Below are 17,927 nucleotides of genomic sequence, written 5' to 3'. Positions count from 1 at the left end.
TCTTTTCTCCACTAACTTTCTTCATGCGCCAGGCGATACTCCGAAGGCTCCATTCTTTCTCTCAAGAACACTTTTGTAAGCGCTTTCCATTTAACGCAAGCTCGTATACCCGTCCGCGCCTTGGAAGCCGCCGAAGTCAGGCGACCACGTGCCGATGGCCGCCTTCGCTATCTTCTATCCAACCAACCGCGCTAGACGGTCGCACACGAGCGCGATCTCGCGATCCTGAAGATGCAGCGGGTTAACGAGAATGGCCGCCTTGTCCTCGGACAAACCAACCCAAATCATCGGGTCCCCGCTCTTCAGCTCAGCTTGCAGGCTTTCCGCCGTATAGCCGCACGACGGGTCGGGATAAAGCGCCGCGCGGGGATAGCTCTGGCCTGTAGGGCCCGGATACAGCCTCTCGGCACGGAGACCGAGCCTGCGGGCATGCGCGCAGATCGTCTCGACGGCGAATTCGTACTGCCTGGACAACTCTTCTTGATCCAGGCCCACGTATCGTTCGACAGCCGCCAGCAATCCAACCAGACTCTCTTTGCTTACCTTCATGGGACGGCCCACCGACGAACGCGGGGAGGAGTGGGCGCGGCAGGCGGCGATCAAATCCTCTCTGCCGACGACCAGTCCGGTATTTTGCGGTCCTCTCAGCGTCTTTCCGCCGGAGAAGATGACGAGATCGACGCCCATCTCCGTATAGGCCCACAGGTTGGAGACGGGCGGCAATTGCGCCGCCGCATCCACGATGACGGGCACGCCGCGTTCCCGGCAGATGGAAATCACGTCGCCAAGCGGAGGGGCGTACCTTTCAAACTGTGTGGATACGAAATAGAGAAGACAAGCCGTCCGGCCCGTAATCGCTTCGCGAAGCTGCCGGTCGGAGTCGGGGGTGCGGTCCTCCAGCTCGATGACCTTGGCTCCGGTCAGACGGACGGCCTGGACGAATCCGTTATTTTGGCAGCTGTATAGAAGGATTTCATTCCTGCCCGCCTCGGCGCAAGGAAGTTTCCCGGCCAGTTCCCCATCGGCACCTGCCATGCATGCGGCTGCAGCGATCGCCATCGCGGCCGCCGCTCCGCCCGTTACCATCGCCGCTTCGTTGCGCGTAAGCTCCGCCAGCCTTTTCCCCACCGCATCATGCAGCTCTTCGATAGACACGAACGCCCGTGCGGCCTCCGACATCGCTTCTATCACTTCATTCGGCATCAAGGACCCGCCGATAATCGTGTAGGAGTCCGCCGCGTTAATCATTTCCTTCACGCCCAACCGCTTATAGATGTTCATGTATCCCGCCTCCATGCAGATCCCGATAGTCTTGAGGAGTCATACCCGTCGCTTTGCGGAAAAACCGATAGAAGTAGGGCTCCGACAGAAAGCCGATCGCGGCTGACACCTCATAGATTTTCATATTCGTATCCTTCAGCATCTCTTGAGCCTTCTTCAGCTTCGTACCGCTAATATAGGCGGACAAATCTTCTCCCGTCGCCTTCTTGTACAGCCGCGACAAATACTTCGAATTGTGGCCGATCACATCCCCGATGGCCACAAGAGACAGATCGCCGCCCAGATGCTCCTGAACGTATCGCTGAACCTTGTGCACGACGACATTCTCTTCCCGCTCCATCCCGCCGCGGCTCTCCGCGAACATCGAGGAAGACAACTTCCGCAGGTACTCCATCGCCTCGTTCCACGAGACATGGGCGCCCAGCCCCGTCAGCCTGCCGATGTCGATGAGCCCCCTCTGCTCCTCGCCCGATAACCGATTCAACTGCGAGAGGAACATCGGAACCAGAGAATAATAGATCTCCTGCTGGATCGACGGATCGGCGGTAAAGCGTCCTCCCTCGGCAACGATGTCTGAAAGCACGCCTTCGAAAGCATCCTTCTGCCCATTCTGAAAATAAAGCGTCATCAAATCGATCCGGCTGCGAAGCTGTCCGGAATGAAACGGAGTATGGCGCCCCTCATGAGGCATCGCCGTCGTCTCGTCATAGATCCACAGAAACTCGGAGCCCATCCCCAACCCTCTGGACAGCAGCCGGTTGTATTCCTCATAAAGATCGCCGACTTCCGCCCAAGGAACCGCTATCTCCTTCATGATGAAAGACAGCGGCATGTCCAGCAGTTCCCTGCACGTCTGCTGAATGAGCTCCAGGCAACCCCCGGCGTACGGCAGGTCGTTCACGCTCAAACCGCCTCCCTCTCCATCTGGACACGGCTGCATAAACCACATCATCCGGGAACGATCCAACTCAATGGATACCAGACTGACAGAGTTCGTCAGCACCTCCTGCGCAATGTTCTGAATGCTGTAGGACAGCAGGCTTCGATCGTAAATGCTGTGAAACCGCCCGAAATGATCGTATCGAACCATCGCCATCATCACAGGCGCGTCCGATGCGAACGGAACGTTGAGCTCTCCGAACAACGAGTCGAGCCGGGTAACGGAATGCAGATCCCCTTGCAGAATATGGCTCAGCAGTTCCTTTTGCAGCGAGGGAATCGCCAGCTTCAACTGTTTGTCCGCCTGAAGGATCAGCTCCTCCTTGCGGATATCCTCCTTGATCTGCTCGATCGCCTTCTCCAGCGCCTGAACGACGGCATCGTCTCCTTCAGCCTTCAAGACGTAATCTAAGCCTTGATGGCGCATCGCCTCCTGGACATAGTCGAAATCGTTGAACCCGGTCAAAAAAATGATTTTGCATTTCGGCCATCGACGGACGATTCTTTTCTGCAGTTCAAGTCCGTCCATCTCCGGCATGCCGATATCCGAGATGACGATATCCATCCGGTGTCTGTCCAGCATCGCCAAAGCCTCTTCGGCGGACAGGGCGCCGTACACCTCCAGAGGCCAACGTTCCTGCTGCGCAATAAAGTCGACAAGCCCGTGCACGATCAGCGGCTCGTCATCGACGATCAACAAGCGATGCATGCTTAATCCCTCCCCGATCTGAAATTCCGATAACAACCTTCAACCCGCCGAGCCGGCTTCTAGCAAACTTCAATCCGGCCTCGTCGCCGAAATACAGCTGCAATCGGCGGTGCACGTTGAGCAATCCCGTGATCTCCTGCCCCATCTCGCTGTTAAGCAACGAACGGTTCAGTCGGCTTAGCGTCTCGTCATCGAGATGATCGCCGTTGTCTTCAATCACGATCCGCACGCTATCCTCGTCTTCTTCCCACGAAATTCGAAGCGAGCCGCCTCGGGTCTTTCTCTCTAACCCGTACTTGTATGCGTTTTCCAAAATCGGTTGAATGATCATGCGCGGAACGCGAAGCTCCTTGTGACGCACTGGAAATTCGGGCCATTCCACTTCGATTCTGTCGGCGAAACGGATTTTCTGGATTTCCGTGTAGATAACCGCGTGGTTTAATTCCTCGGCGAGAGTGACGGCGTCTGCGCCCGTGCGCGTCAGGAACAGAAAGTATTTGCCCAGAAAATCCGTAAATCTCGTCACATCGGGCAGCCCGTAAGAGGACGCCATGCGATGCAGCACGAAAATCGTGTTATACAGAAAATGGGGATTGATCTGCGACTGGAGCTGTTTGAGCTGCGCCTGCTGGGAATGAATCCGTTCCTCGTACGCTTCGCGAATCAACGCGCGCAGACGGCTGACCATTACGTTGAATTGTCCGAACAGATACTGAAATTCGTCATGCTTGCCGTGGCTTAGGGCGATGTTCAAATCGCCGTCCTCGACCTTTCTCAGCGCGCGCACCATCACCTGCAACGGGCGGTGAATGATCTTGTACATCCGGTAGGAAAACACGATCACTATAACGACCGTGGCGGCCGACAACAGCCAGAGCAGCGCGTTGTACCTGTCCAACATGCCGAAAATCCGGTTCTCCGGAACGGCGACAAGCAGCATTGTATTTAAGTACTTGGAGCTTTGATAAGCCCCGAAGAAGGGTTGTCCTTCCAGCTTCCAGCTGCCGAACCCGCTGTCGGATATTCCTGCCGTTTCCTTCAACAAATTCTCCAGGCTCGCCTGAACGTCATCCGCAGCGAACTCCGAATTGGACAGCATCCAGGTTCGGTCGAGATCCGTCATATAAAATTTGCCGTCCTCTTTGGCGGTGACCTGCTGAAGCGTTTGCAGCATCGCGTCCCGGGACAGCACGATTTTCATGTAGAAATTACTCCTTGCGCCGGAAAAGGGAGGATCGAACAGCGCCAGGATGAGCTGGCCGCCCCATGGAATGATTCTCGGACTGCGCAGCGTATTCGAATCCCGGATCATCTTCATTTCCGATTCGCTCATCGGTTCGGAATAGGAGGATACGCGAATCGTTTTCTCCACGTTGGGGATGTAGACTTGAATGTCCTCGATGAGCCGCGCGGATTCCTTGAACGTCAGCAGCTTCTTCTTCAGGCGGTTGATCGCCGTCAATCTTTCGTAGTCGCTCAGCGTGACCGATACCGTGCTCAGCTTCTGCAGGTCTTCGTCGCTTAGAAAATCGGTCTTCAGCCGTTCGATATGGTTGATCTCGGAATCGATCAGGGCCGAATAGGAGCCGATTCTCGACGCCATGGACCCGGCGATTTCCTTGCGCAGAATGCTGCCGCTCGTATGATTGATGACGAACACGAGCAGATAGAGAGGAAGAATGAGTACGAGAAACAGAACAACGATTCTGACGAAAATGTTCGGATGCTTGAATGCCCTCAACTGTGCCCACCCCGCTGCCATCCAAGTCGTTTTACAAGATTATACGAAATTGCACCTGCTGCACGCTACTGCTCATTTTCTATTTTAACTCTTTTTTGTCTACCTTTCGGGCCTCGTCCAGGATCGGCATCTAAAGGGGTGGAGAAAGGATAGGGAAAGTGGAATATGGGAAGTAGTCATCTATCGTCCCCCTTTTTATAATTTTCGCAGAAAGGCGTTTTCTTTACCCTTTTCAGTCCGAACGACAATCACCGTCAACGTCAAAGAAAGCACAAGGAGTGAGGCATTATGGAGAAGCTCAAAAACGGAAAGGTTTTTATCTGGATGCAAATGCTCGGCTTCGAACGCAACGATTCCGACCGAGGTGCCGCAAGATTTCTGAATCAGACCGGATTTCTCCCCGACGGGGCTTGCGCGCTGCTGTTCCATCCCGACTTCGTCCACCAGCACAAGGGAATGGACGAGGAGTATGTGCTGCCCGCCGACAACTGCGCCTACTATGGCATTCCGCGCAATTCCGAGCGGGAGCGACAGCCCTGGAGCAATCATGACCTGCGCGATCTCGCGCTCAATCTCGCCGACGCCGGTACCGGACTGTATGCGGGGATCATGGGATCTACGATCGGCGACGGATTCCATCGCGAGTGGATCGCCGACCATCCGGAAATTTACAGCCATCGCCGCAACGGCAAGCGACACGGACACTTTGCGCTCAAACGGTTTGCAGACGGGACCTATTACGAGGACTTCTTCATCGATCAGCTTTGCCGTACGCTGGTCGATTACGGCTTTAAGGGCGTCCATCTGGCGGATGGCTTCTGCCCGAACGGGAACATTTATCACGGCGACTACTCGACCGACCTGGTGACGCAGTTTGTCGACCATACCGGCTTCGTCCTGCCCGAGGACATAACGGCGGGTCTCGGCAACGACGAAGCCGCGACGGAGGATGCCCGCGGGGACTGGATTTGGCGGCACGCTCGCGCCGAATGGATTGAATTCCTGTGCTGGCGCTGGGAACGCTTCTTTGCGAAAATCTGCGCACGAGTGCACGCCGTCGGCCTCGAGGTAATGGTGCTTGGTATGTATTGCACGGATCCGTTCGAGACGAAGTATTGCCTCGGTATGGATATGGCCCGAATCATGCGCGCGGGCGTCGATTACCTGACGGCGAACATTCTGCCGACAAGCTGTTATATCTCTTCTCCTTGGGAGAGCCAGGATTACTTTTTCCACCGGTATATGGCTATCGCCCCGACGACGGCGGCGCATATTCGCGACGGTCATCTGATTTCCATGGCCGGCGTGCAGGATGCGACCGAAGAATGGGACGTGATGAAGCATGCTCCTTGCCTGCATGAACGCGACTTGTATACGATGATGGCCTACCAGCTTGCGGAGAAGGGCGGTTCGCGGCGCGCGTTGGAGGGCTACTTCCTCTGCCTTGGCGACGGTATCCAACGCGAAGACTGGAATTGGGAGCGCGAGCGAATGGAGATCGCCTTCTCCGCCGATGTCGAGCGTACTCTGTCCCCCGTTATGCTCTGGTCAGACTATGCCTACGAAAAGATGCTGATCGAGTATATCAACACCCGCCGCTGGACGCCGTTCAAGCTGTTCTACGAGCTGGCCAAAGCCGGCACGCACTGCGGCGCCTGCGTTCGTTCGGAGGATCTGGACTCTTTTACCGGCACGTTGCTTGTTCCCGATTTCGATATGCTGTCCCCCGAAGAGCAGCGCAGGGTCGCGACCTATGATCGCGGAACGGTTATTTGCACCGCTCTCGGCGACATAAAGCCCGAGGCTTACGGTATCGAGCCGACTATACTCATCACCGACCGCTACAGCAATCGTCCGTTGACCGCTTTCGTCTTCGGAGCTAACGTTCCGGTCTCGGACGAGCTCCGCTCGGCGGTCGAGGCGCTGCTAGCAATCGATGATGGCACGCCGGATCTGGAAGGCAACCCCGTCGACGCGGAGGATTTCCCTTACACACTTATCGACACGCTTCCCTTCGCCAAGGTGACGACCGGCTTCCGCGACGCGCTCGCGCTAGTGTTGAAGGAGTTGTCCGACTGCCCGTTGACCTGCGATATGCCGCATATGGCATTCCAGCTCGCCAACGGCGCTTACCGACTCTATCTGTTCAACAACGTTGACCATCAATACCGCCGCGCCTTCGTCACGATGAAGCCGATCGTTGCGGACACGAGCGTCGTCTCAAGCTTCCCGATTCTGCCTGTCCGCTACAAAGACGATGCAACCGGCGGACTGGTTCACCATTACACAGGCGAGATATCCTCCAAGCAAAGCTTCGAGGTCAAGCTGCAGCCGGGCGGCGTCACGATACTGGATGTGCATCTGGCCGAATCCGATGCAAGCTCGAAGCCCGTTGCAGCACGGGCCAACGGCTAAGGCTTCGACGCGGATACTCCAAGCGTTGAATCGGAGAATCCGATGAAGGAGGAGAACGAGCCGTATTGGCGACATGCTATTACGAACTCGTCCTCCTCATTGCTTTGTTAAATGCTCAGCGCCGCTCACACGACATCCCTGCCTTTTCCCACTCTTCAAATAGCAAGAATGCCTCCCAGGGAGACCCCCGGAAGGCAAACTGCAGTCATACTCATACGATTTTTGTTAGCTCACTGTTGATTACTCGATGTGCAGCAACATAACGATCTCTCGGACTTATCCCAAACGACGCAAATTGAACCTTCAATTGATTTGTAATAAATTGAACTTCATACTGCTTCGCATTTCCCACGAAAAAGCTATTGTATGTGGACTCACTCGGTTTCACATTAAATGCAACGTTATGAATCAATTTTTTCTTTCCATTTAAGGCATACACTTTGATTCTTACTCGGGCATTCCTATGCTGATGTTGGTTTAGCGAGTTCACAACAATATCTTTAGATACAGTCTTATCCTTCTCCGTTAGGTTATTTAGCGGTCCAGTCGAATATTTACGAATCATCGCATATTCTCCCTTTTTATAAATAAGATTTTGTGAAAAAGTCATGTCGTTGTATGTGAATATCTTATTCATTCAAGGGTTTATCCGACTGGACGAGAGCGGCGAGGGAATCGATAAGAAACCTAATTACGTCTGGCAAACGTCCTGTTCCGTTCACGGAAAATCTCGTGGTGGGAGGACACTCCCGCCATCTTGTTGGCCGTAGGATCCATATACAACGCGGCGCTATTTACGGCCAGTACTGCATCGTTGAAGGCTCCGGCAATCAGCCGAACCTTGCTGTCATAGGTTACGAAATCTCCCGCTCCAAAAACACCCGGCAAATGGGTATCCATCTGGCCGTCGACGATAATTCCATAGTCTGAATGCTCCATTCCCCAATCCAACAGTGCTCCATAATTGCGTTTGTAGCCGTGATTAACGACGACCTCATCGACCTCAAGCCGCTCTATTGCGCCCGTCTCCATATGTGTCAGATCGACATGACTAATTTGCTCGCCTTGCCCATACAACTTGGAAAGATAATAAGGCGTGCGTACATCCGCATGTTCATACATCCGGGTAATCTGGCGCTCCAGCGCGTCAAACTTCTCACGACGGTGTACGACCGTAACACGACTGGCGTATGCAGCAAGTTCATTCGACCAATCCACCGCCGAGTGGCCCCCGCCGGATATGAGCACATGTTTGTCCCGGAACCGCTCCAGATTAACGATTGTATAATGCAGATTGGCTACCTCGTAGCGATCCGCCCCTTCGATATCCAACCGCTGCATCCGGGTAATCCCCCGTCCGGCGCATAAAATCACTGTTCGTGTATAGTGGCTCTCGCCATTGTCGGCTATCAGAACCATCGTGCCATCCGGTCGCCGTTCGAGCCCATGCACCTGTTGACCCAGCACGACAGTAGGCTCGAAGGTCCGCGCCTGCTTCTCCAGAGAAGCAATCAGGGCTTCACAGCGAATCGGCTCCACGCCGCCGACATCCCAGATCATCTTCTCTGGATACATACGCATGAATCCGCCCAATTGCTCTTGGGCTTCAATGATTTTGGTCCGCATCTCGCGCATGCCGCTATAGAAAGCCGCGTACATCCCTGCAGGTCCGCCGCCAACAATCGTCACATCATAAATCTCCGCTTGCTCCGGCATCATACGTCCCCCTTCACGCTCCGTCTGATCCGGGGATCAACGAACTTACAATATAGTCGATCAAACGACTGTATCCGACCGGCCCCTCGCCTTGAACAAAATCATTGGTCGCCAGCGGGAAAACCTTTCCTTCCTTGACTGCCTTTAGCCCTTTCCACAAGCTGCTCTCCATCAGTTGATTCCATGATTCCGTCGAATCCATGCCCTCGGCTGCCCGCTGCTCGATAAAAATATAGTCCGGGGCGACCTCCGGCAGCACCTCCGCCGATAACGAGGTGAACCAGTCCGGAGCGTCAGCCAGATACGGAGGAGTATTCAACCCCAACTGCGTATATAAAAGCTGGCTGCTGCCCATCTTGGCATGTTGTCCCAAATAGCGATATTGATTCGGCTCCACGCGCAGCACCATTACCGTCTGATCGCCTAAAGCTTCCGCAAGCTGCGCCTTTGCTTTGGCCACCTTAGCATCAAAAGCCGACTTGGCTTGTTCATATTCGGCTTCCTTGCCGAAAAGCTCCGCCAGCAACGGCATGGCTTCATCCATGGATGGGCCCGAGTCAAGCGCCACTGTTGGCGCAATTTTGCTTAATTGCCCATATACCGCTTCATCCATGCCAAGACCTTGAGCCAAAATCAGATCTGGCCCCAAATTAAGTAACAATTCGTAATTCTGCTCATATTGAGGGTATTCAATCAGTTCTACGCCGTGCGAGGTGAAATAATCCGCTCGATACTCGGGCTCCAAAAGCGGCATAAACACCACAAATTGCGGCTTAACTCCCATCTCAATTAGATATTCCGCATATCTGGTATTCATCACTAGCAGCTTCTTGGGCTGAACCGGAACAGCGACTTCCCCCAAAGGGCCCTTGTAGACATGCGTCTCTCCCGCTTGCTTCTCCGCAGGCGGCTCTTCCTCTGAACCGGAATGATTTGCTTCGTTGCCAGACCCCGTCCCCGTGCTTGCACTCCCTGATGGTGTTGCAACTGTCTTGTCATTGCCGTCTGCACACGCCGTCAGTCCAATAAGCAACATTGCCGTCACCACGAACACAACAATACGGTTATACATTACAAATATACTCCCCTCTATTTTGTTGATAATAATTATCATTATCAAATAATAGCGAAAATGGGTTCCATGCTCCATGGGCGATTGTGCTTAAAATCTGTGATTATTGTGCTGCCTGTTTCGTAATGCTTGCAATAATCTGACGCAGTATTTCCGCATGTCCGATAGGTCCGCAACCGTTGACCCACAGACCTGTTTCGACGTGGAAAACACGATTGTTTTGAACCGCGTCCAGTTGACGCCAGTATTTACTGCTCATCAATGCCTGCAACGACTGCTGATTATCCTCGCCTTCCGTAATACGATTCTCAACAAAAATATAACGCGGATTGGCAAGCGGCAACTGTTCCAGGCGCAGGGGGTTAAACCAGCCCTGACCCTCGTTCAGAACAGACGGAATCGTCAATCCCAGCTCGCGATAGAGGATGCGAGAGACGCCGAAGGAATGGGCCCCCAAGTAACGATATCCAAAAGGCTCCACACGCAGCACCATCACAGTAGCACGGGTTCGTATCACGTCTGCCAGTTGATTGCGCGCCTCTGCCGCAGCAGCGCTAATAGCCGCATATACTCGCTCCGCTTCCCGCTCCCTGCGAAACAAGACCGCCAATTGGGAGATCGCCCCCATCATATCGGCCGCAAAGCCGATTGCCATCGGAGCAATCGTCATCAGATGTCGCCTCGTCCCCTCGCTTATCATAGGGCTGACAATAAACTGGGTCCGTTCCGCCTGAATGGCTTGGTAATCAATCATATATTGCGGGACAGGAATCATTTTTACCCCGTGCCGTTCAAAGGCCTTCCGCTGGTGCTCGGGCAACAGCAACGGGACTACCAGCACCGAATGCGGCACAATCCCCAGCGCCAGCAGCGACTCTGCATAAGTCGCCGATAACACGCAAATACGGCTGCTGGCGACGCTCCGAACATAGGATTTGGGCGAGACTCCAGTAAATTGCTTGAACCGGCGGCTGAAATAATAGGCGTCCTCAAAGCCCACCTGTTTGGCAACGTCTTGAGCCAGGGCGCCAGCCAACAGCAAGCGTTCCTGCGCTCGGAATATCCGATATTGATTCAAATATTCAAGCGGCGGCTTTCCTGTCATGGCTCGGAATTTGCGCGAGTAGTGCCATGGACTAAGATCCGCCAACTTCGCCATCGCTTCCCTCGTAAGCGACTTGTCGTAATGCTGATGCACATAATCAATGGAATTCAGCACAGCCTGATCCGCTGCTTTATTCGCAATTTGCTTGTCCTTCACAGCTTGATTGCCGGTCTGTTCTCCGCTATATGCCGCTTTGTACAACGTGTCCAGCAACAAGTAAAGCAACTGCTGGCGAATCAATTCCTGCTCGATACCGCTGCGTCCTTTTCCCGGAAACGCCAGCTGCTCCAACTGCTCCCCAACCTCATCTTTCGCCAAAATATCCAATACGACCGGTCCTTCTGCAGGAACCGACCACTTTTGCCGCATCAGCTCTCCCCCATGCGGATCTGTGCGCAGCACCTCATATTGGCAAAAGTCAATGACCCAGCCCTTCAGTCCAAACCCGACAGCATGTATAATCTCCACCTGCGAACCAGCCGCAATGCCAGCAAGACTTCCCGGCTCAAGCCTAATAACCTGCTCATTGATTGTCCAGTCCGCACTGCCGCCCGTCACATAGATCAAGACGTTATTCCTTGTATAGAAATGGCTCGCAATCGGCTTTAAGTAGGCTTCGAGCGTCTGCAGCCCCTGCCACCGAAACAATACTTGCTCCATGTCCCGCCTTTCTTCCCAATAAAGCGACACGCGCGACTCCCCCCTTGCTTGAAATGCTCCTGTACATTTTTTCATCGATCATAGCACTGAAAACCATTCTCAACAATAGACAGGCTCGTTCCCCGCGGACTCGACATGATCTCCGGTCAATTGGATAGCATGCAAAAAAGAGGGGCTTGTCGCCCCTCTCCGCTATTTCCGTCCGCACATCTCCGGTTTAATTTTTCTTTCTCCCTAGTTTAACTCGTCAATAACATGCCCTAATCTTAGCAGCAGCACAGTTGCTTCCGCTCTTGTCGCCGACTCTAACGGACTAAATCGATTGTTGCCACGCCCATTCAGTAAACCTCTCGCCACAACTTCTTGGATATACCCCTTAGCCCAATGCGGTATATCGGCATCATCGCGGAAGGTTGTGTTCCCCGGCGAGTTCCCCCACTTCATCGCTCTCCCTATCATCGTCGCCATCTCTGCCCGACTCACGTTATGCAACGGTCGAAGCGAATGATCCGGATATCCGGATAATAGACCCTTCTCCACCGCAATATGAACCGTAGATGTCGCCCAAGCGGGAATTTGATCCTGATCCACAAAGCGATGCTCGGTCAATGTGGGAGCCGAAGAAGCCAGACCCACTGTTCGGAGCAAGATCGCTGCGAACTCGACTCGTGTGATGCCGCTTTGCGGACTAAACCTCGTTTCCGTATGACCGTTTACAATTCCTCGCTCGAAGGCTTCGCATAGGAAGGTCTCCGCCCAGTGACCCGTTATGTCAGAAAATGAGCATACCGGAGGTTCCAACGCTTCCTGTGTTGCTACACGATAAATCGTCAGACGATAGGTCTTGAGCGTCCCGTTCTCTGCCTTCACGATAAGCTCGAACACATTGTCTCCTTCTTCGAGAGCGACCGTTTTCTCTCCATCTATCCTTTCTTTTCCCAAGGAAACCGTAGCTTTTGCATCGGAAGGAGTCACTTTAATCGTTGCCTTACTAGACCTTGCTTCCGCTCGATAACTCGTCTCCTCTAGCGCAAACTCTGGTGATAAGACCAGCTTCTTCCCCTCTAAGATAACGTTCAAGTCGGCAAGATTGGCGTTGTTAGACTGCGACCATCCCGATCCGCCGCCCTGTTGATTCCCCGGTGTTGTTGGAACACCCTTACGATGAATCGTCAGGCTATAGGTTTCTGTCTCGCCGTTCTCTGCTGTCACGACAAGCTCAAACCAATTGTCTCCTTCGACAAGAACGACTGTTTTCTCTCCAGCCAGCTCGTCTCCTTCCAAGCTCACTGTAGCTCTTGCATCAGAAGGAGCCGCTATAATCGTTGCTTCCCTTGACGTGGTTTCCGTTCGATAACTTTTCTCCTCTACCGCAAATTCTGGAGATAACGCTAACTCTTCACCAGCCGCGATAATCTTAAGATTTGCCAGATTCGCATTGTCCGAACGGATAGGCTGCCAATTGGCATAGAGCAGCAAGCTGCTAGTTAATTGTGTCGTATCACCGATCCCATAGGGTACACCACTGCCATCAGACTCTGTGTTCCACCCTTGGAGGAGATGTCCTGTCCTTGTCCAATCAAGATCCTCTATAGTCACTAAAGAGCCAGTCTTATAGGGCTTACTTACATACAACCCGCTATCATCGTTCGAATCATTCCCCATATAAGTTAAGAAAGCTTGCATGCTCTCCATTCCTATTAAATAAGGATAACCATCATGATGCTGATCTACTTTCCATAAGGTATCGAAGTCCCAGTCCTCGTAGTTGGAAATATCTTTCATTTGTTCAGAAGTTAAGCCCTTACCGATGTTATCTGATTGCCCCGATAACTCCTTATCGTAATAACTGTTCGCGATGTTTCCTTCGATATAGCGGTTGTCACCCACTAAACCACCGGCTCTAGTGATCTGTCCGGCGATCGAACCTTTCGCAAAACTATTTTCAATGGTTCCGGAATTATCCCCGACAAGACCTCCCATTGAATCAGAGCTTGGATTGCACATCCCTGTTAAATTAACTGTAGCATAGCTATTGGATATTTTCGCTTGATCGTTGTCACCCACTAAACCTCCGATATCATCGCAACCAGACACATTCCCGATTGCAAAAGAAAAAGAGATGTCACCCTTCCTATTTCCTCCGATTAAACCGCCGGCGTCAACCTCACCCGCGACATTCCCTGCAGCATAGCTGTAGGTGACAGAGCTATTTACAAACTCACCGATCAACCCGCCCGTGTTTTTATGACCCTTTACTTCGCCTGCAGCATAACTTAAGGTAACGTCGCCCTCTTGAAAGCTGCCCACGAGCCCCCCTTCATTACGGCTACCCGTGACACTCCCCATTGCAGAGCTTTCAGTGATCGTGCCCGTTATATATTCACCGACCAAACCGCCTACACTTCTATCGCCCCGAACATCCCCGAATGCAGAACTCTTTGAGGTGTTTCCTTCCTTAATGAATCCCGCGAGACCTCCTATATAGTCCTCACCAGCAACCATTCCCTCTGCCAAACTCTTTGAAATATCACCATTTCTAAAATCACCGATCAAACCGCCTACATACCGTTCGCCATCAACATGACCTATTGCATAACTATTGGTAACATTCCCTACCGCATATCCTATTAAACCGCCAATGTAATCACTATTGGCCGTTACACTACCTGTAGCAAAGCTGTCTTTCACCTCATCCCCGTCTGAACTACGACCAATCAAGCCGCCGACATACCCAAAGTCACCTACTACAGATCCGAAGTCACCGACAACTGCTCCTGTCGCGTAACTATTAGAGACGTCTCCCCCCCTATTGCGGCCAATTAAACCACCGATATAACGCAGGTTCGCCTTCACATCGCCTGTTGCAAAACTATCGGAAACGTCGCCATCTCGAGATTGTCCGATTAAACCGCCTACATAGCCGCCCTTGCTTACGACCGAGCCTGATGCAGAGCTGTGTGATACGATACTTTCCAGAGCATGCCCAATTAAACCGCCAACATAGTCGCCCCGACCTGTAACGTCACCCGATGCAGAGCTGTCTGTGATGGCACTATTCAGGCCATATCCGATCAAGCCGCCTACATATTTTTTACCACTGACATCACCTGTCGCCGAGCTTTGAGAAATTGTTCTATGGTCAGTCCCCTCTATAACCCCAATCAAGCCGCCTACATTATCCTCACCGTGAACTTGACCTGCTGCCGAACTATCCGAGTAATCACTTGTAAAACTGCGACCAACCAGGCCGCCTACCTTATCGACACCCTGGACTTGACTTGTTGCGTGACTTCCTTGGGTAACGCTCGAGCCATTCTGACCGATTAGACCGCCCACGTGATTACCTTGACCTATAACAATACCAGACGCAGAGCTATTGATAATATCGCTCCGGGAGCTGTCGCCGATCAGACCGCCTACATTCATAACTCCGGACACATATACATCGGCATGGCTGTTGAATACCCTGTGTTGGCGATTAACGATTTGATTATTAAAACCGATCAAACCGCCTGTACTTTTCTGCCCATATACAGCTCCTGTAACACTGACATTTTCGATAGAGCCAAAATTGGTGCCGGCCAGAATACCTACATTATCCATCCCCTGAACTTGAGAGGCATGCACTTCCAAATTATGTACAATCCCATTACTCAAAGCACTCCCAACCTTGGCGAACAGTCCGACGTTGTTTCCTGTACTATGAATATACAAATTCGTAATACGATGACCTTGGCCGTCCAAGCTGCCTGTAAAGTCAGGGATCGGAACCCAGTCGGAAGATGCGCTAGACGTACTTAAATCGATGTCATTGTTTAGAACAAAATGACTCGATGAATAATTCCTGATCTCATAAAATTGTTCTGCTGTTGCGATCTGAAACGGATCTTCAGATGTTCCGCTACCCTCTGCAAAAGGACCCGCTGCATGAGCAGTTCCCGTTAACCCTCCTGGGTAAAATCCAACTACCAGCATGCAGACGACTAAAACCAAAACGCCTTGTTTCTTCCACTGATTCATAATTCTCCTCCTAGTGCTATAATGCCACCTGGTTTTCAGCGCCATCATAACATAGAGCAGTGAAAGAATTATGAAAGACTCTCCCCCTTCAGGAATGTGGCCCTAAATCACGCGCCAGAGCTATGATACGGTGTTATCCCATTTGCAAATAGGCTATCTACCAACTTGACCAATTCTTCCGACGATAGATCTTTGCCGTTGCGTATCCAAAGGCGAAATATAGATATTAGTGTGGATATGTAAAACTCAATTATGTAGGGTGCTAAGACCTCATTTGATGGAAAATTCACAATCAATTTCTCAAAGGGGATTTCTCTTTTCAGGCGTTCAACAAAATGAACAGCACCATAGTCGCCCAAGAGGGCTTTAAAAACAGAAATTTCCTCTGCATTTTCCAAACATTGAAGTGCATCTTGGAAAGAATGTGTAGAAAACTCTCTGCTTGCCATTTCCTCGTTAATGGATTTCATGACACGCTCTTCAACGTAGTCCAACAACTCATAGATATCCGTAAAGTATTGATAAAATGTACTGCGATTATATCCTGATTGGTTGGCAATTTCTTGAATGGATATTTTTTCGATTGGTTTTTGGCTATATAAATCACAGAATACATTTATAAAGGTTTGCCTTGTCTTGTCCGTAATTTCAGGTTGCTTTTTCATTTTTGCCTCCATTTTCTGCTCAATCGATTATCCGACAGATATTAAAAATCTGATGGTTGATGACCCTATAGTGAATCTATACAATAACATCATACAACACGTTGTTGGATCATCAACAAGGATTATCAACTATTTTAGGGAGGCTAACATGAGAATTTTATTTTTCGGTAGAGGTGTGATATCGACGCAATATGCTTGGGCTTTTGAACAGGCAGGGCATACCGTTGAGTTTTACGTTAGAAAAGGGAGAAAGGAAACCTTCGGAAGCCATATAGAGCTTGAAATGTGGGACGCACGAAGAGGGAAACAGCTAATAAAAGAAAGCTGGAACGTCAAACTTCATGAGGAGCTGAGCCCGAATTACGATCTCATTATTGTGAGTGTCAACACGGAACAGCTTCCAGAAGCAGCCCAATTACTATCGACTGCTGCTGGAAACACCCCTGTCCTAATATTCAATAATGTTTGGCAAGATTTGAAATCATCGATCTCGCCATTGTCTATGAATAATGTTGTCTTTGGCTTCCCCGGAGGAGGAGGCGGCATAGCGGACAATAGGCTTAGAGGTGGCTTTTTGAAAATGATATTTCTTGAAAAACCACGGGTAGGCACCGAGCATAATAACCAATTGGTCAAGGAATGCTTTGAAAGTGCCCATTTTAAAATTAATTGGGTAAAGGATATGCAAAACTGGTTATGGAATCACTTTGCCATGAATGCAGCTATGGAGACCGAGGTGTTAAAACTGGGAAGTTTTCCAGCGCTCATGAACCATAGGACCTCATTTGCAAATGTTGGGTTAAATATGAGAGAAATGATCCCTGTACTTAAAGCAAGAGGGGCAAAACTTGATGCCATTTCCCTCCTGCTGACTAAAATTCCACCGACACTTCTCGGCATACTTTTTAACAAGGTTATTTTTGCAAAGGGCAGCTTACCGCGACTTTTTGTGGAATACAACAACAGTAAAGCAGGTTTTGCGGTACTTGAAGTTGTGAGAGAAGCAAAAAAATTAGGTATACCTTTACCGCGTCTTACTATGGCATTTGAAAACACAGAGCATTACAAAGCTATTGAAAATTCCATATCATAGAAATTTGATTCCTAACCATCAAAACTTTATCACCGATGAATTTTCCAATTTTATTCTGTTGGAATTTCGTGATACAACTCGATTAAGTTCCCTGCGGGATCTCTGAAATTAACGCTTCTTATCCCATATTGTCTAGAAATCGGCTCCGACATAAAGTTGACTTTTTCCTTCAGTTCAAGAAATGCCTTGTCTACATCATTCACCTGAAAGACAATTACTGCCCGATCATTAAAATGATCGTGTACTGAATAAGAACAGTCGATCGCATCAGCCATGGATTTTCTATCATAAAGAGCGAGTGTGGTATTACCTGTATTGAAATCGGCATATTTGCCCTCTTCTGTTCCCCAAATGGGTTCAAATCCCATCACATCCCGGTAAAAAATAAAACATTCCTTAAAGCAATCTACGAGCAAGCGAGTATGGGTTAACTTCATTTCTAATCTCCCCCTGATCTTAACCATTATTACAATTCAGCACTTAACTCATTCGATGTATATAGGTTTTT

At 51.0% G+C, this 17,927-nt stretch carries 12 protein-coding genes; 2 read left to right on the top strand and 10 right to left on the bottom strand.

All coding sequences use genetic code 11. The annotated features are described in order from the left end of the window. Nucleotides 1-174 precede the first annotated feature (174 nt). The 3 genes from DFP98_RS14310 to DFP98_RS14300 are packed head-to-tail and all read right to left on the bottom strand — an operon-like array spanning nt 175 to nt 4,670. A complete protein-coding gene (locus DFP98_RS14310) occupies nt 175-1,281 on the bottom strand; it encodes an aminotransferase class V-fold PLP-dependent enzyme (RefSeq protein WP_181917689.1) in 1,107 nt (368 codons plus the stop codon). After that, nucleotides 1,268-2,929, bottom strand: coding sequence for a response regulator transcription factor (locus DFP98_RS14305; RefSeq protein WP_116061288.1), 1,662 nt, complete (start codon nt 2,927-2,929; stop codon nt 1,268-1,270). The genes DFP98_RS14310 and DFP98_RS14305 overlap by 14 nt, the downstream gene beginning before the upstream one ends. After that, on the bottom strand, nt 2,904-4,670 hold the full coding sequence (locus DFP98_RS14300; RefSeq protein WP_220377102.1) for a sensor histidine kinase: 1,767 nt from the start codon (nt 4,668-4,670) through the stop codon (nt 2,904-2,906). The genes DFP98_RS14305 and DFP98_RS14300 overlap by 26 nt, the downstream gene beginning before the upstream one ends. A gap of 288 nt (nt 4,671-4,958) precedes the next feature. Here DFP98_RS14300 and DFP98_RS14295 point away from each other — a divergent pair, with 288 nt between their 5' ends. Further along, nucleotides 4,959-7,085, top strand: coding sequence for a hypothetical protein (locus DFP98_RS14295; RefSeq protein ID WP_116061286.1), 2,127 nt, complete (start codon nt 4,959-4,961; stop codon nt 7,083-7,085). 211 nt (nt 7,086-7,296) lie between these two features. Here DFP98_RS14295 and DFP98_RS14290 read toward each other — a convergent pair whose 3' ends face one another. The 6 genes from DFP98_RS14290 to DFP98_RS14265 all read right to left on the bottom strand — a co-directional run bounded on the left by DFP98_RS14290 (nt 7,297) and on the right by DFP98_RS14265 (nt 16,326). After that, nucleotides 7,297-7,650 (bottom strand): hypothetical protein, encoded by a 354-nt coding sequence (locus tag DFP98_RS14290; protein ID WP_181917688.1) that lies wholly within the window; start codon nt 7,648-7,650, stop codon nt 7,297-7,299. Between the two features lie 122 nt (nt 7,651-7,772). Beyond that, nucleotides 7,773-8,801: an NAD(P)/FAD-dependent oxidoreductase gene (locus DFP98_RS14285; RefSeq protein WP_116061284.1), complete on the bottom strand. Its 1,029-nt coding sequence runs from the start codon at nt 8,799-8,801 to the stop codon at nt 7,773-7,775. Nucleotides 8,802-8,814: 13 nt separating this feature from the next. Next, complete coding sequence (locus DFP98_RS14280; protein WP_181917687.1) at nt 8,815-9,873, bottom strand: ABC transporter substrate-binding protein; 1,059 nt, start codon at nt 9,871-9,873, stop codon at nt 8,815-8,817. Nucleotides 9,874-9,976: 103 nt separating this feature from the next. Continuing rightward, on the bottom strand, nt 9,977-11,668 hold the full coding sequence (locus DFP98_RS14275; protein WP_220377101.1) for a helix-turn-helix domain-containing protein: 1,692 nt from the start codon (nt 11,666-11,668) through the stop codon (nt 9,977-9,979). 204 nt (nt 11,669-11,872) lie between these two features. Beyond that, nucleotides 11,873-15,661: a GLUG motif-containing protein gene (locus DFP98_RS14270; protein ID WP_181917685.1), complete on the bottom strand. Its 3,789-nt coding sequence runs from the start codon at nt 15,659-15,661 to the stop codon at nt 11,873-11,875. Between the two features lie 107 nt (nt 15,662-15,768). Beyond that, nucleotides 15,769-16,326, bottom strand: a complete 558-nt coding sequence (locus tag DFP98_RS14265; RefSeq protein WP_116061280.1) for a TetR/AcrR family transcriptional regulator — start codon at nt 16,324-16,326, stop codon at nt 15,769-15,771. Nucleotides 16,327-16,474: 148 nt separating this feature from the next. Here DFP98_RS14265 and DFP98_RS14260 point away from each other — a divergent pair, with 148 nt between their 5' ends. Continuing rightward, nucleotides 16,475-17,419: a ketopantoate reductase family protein gene (locus DFP98_RS14260; protein ID WP_116061279.1), complete on the top strand. Its 945-nt coding sequence runs from the start codon at nt 16,475-16,477 to the stop codon at nt 17,417-17,419. 50 nt (nt 17,420-17,469) lie between these two features. Here the strand turns inward: DFP98_RS14260 and DFP98_RS14255 are convergent, their stop codons facing one another. Then, nucleotides 17,470-17,856: a VOC family protein gene (locus tag DFP98_RS14255; RefSeq protein ID WP_116061278.1), complete on the bottom strand. Its 387-nt coding sequence runs from the start codon at nt 17,854-17,856 to the stop codon at nt 17,470-17,472. Between the last annotated feature and the right edge of the window lie 71 nt (nt 17,857-17,927).

This window comes from Cohnella phaseoli (assembly GCF_003386235.1).
GTDB classification, from domain to species: Bacteria; Bacillota; Bacilli; order Paenibacillales; family Paenibacillaceae; genus Cohnella; species Cohnella phaseoli.
The sequence above is the reverse complement of the archived record's forward strand: the minus strand, read 5'-3'. Positions and strand labels throughout refer to the sequence as shown.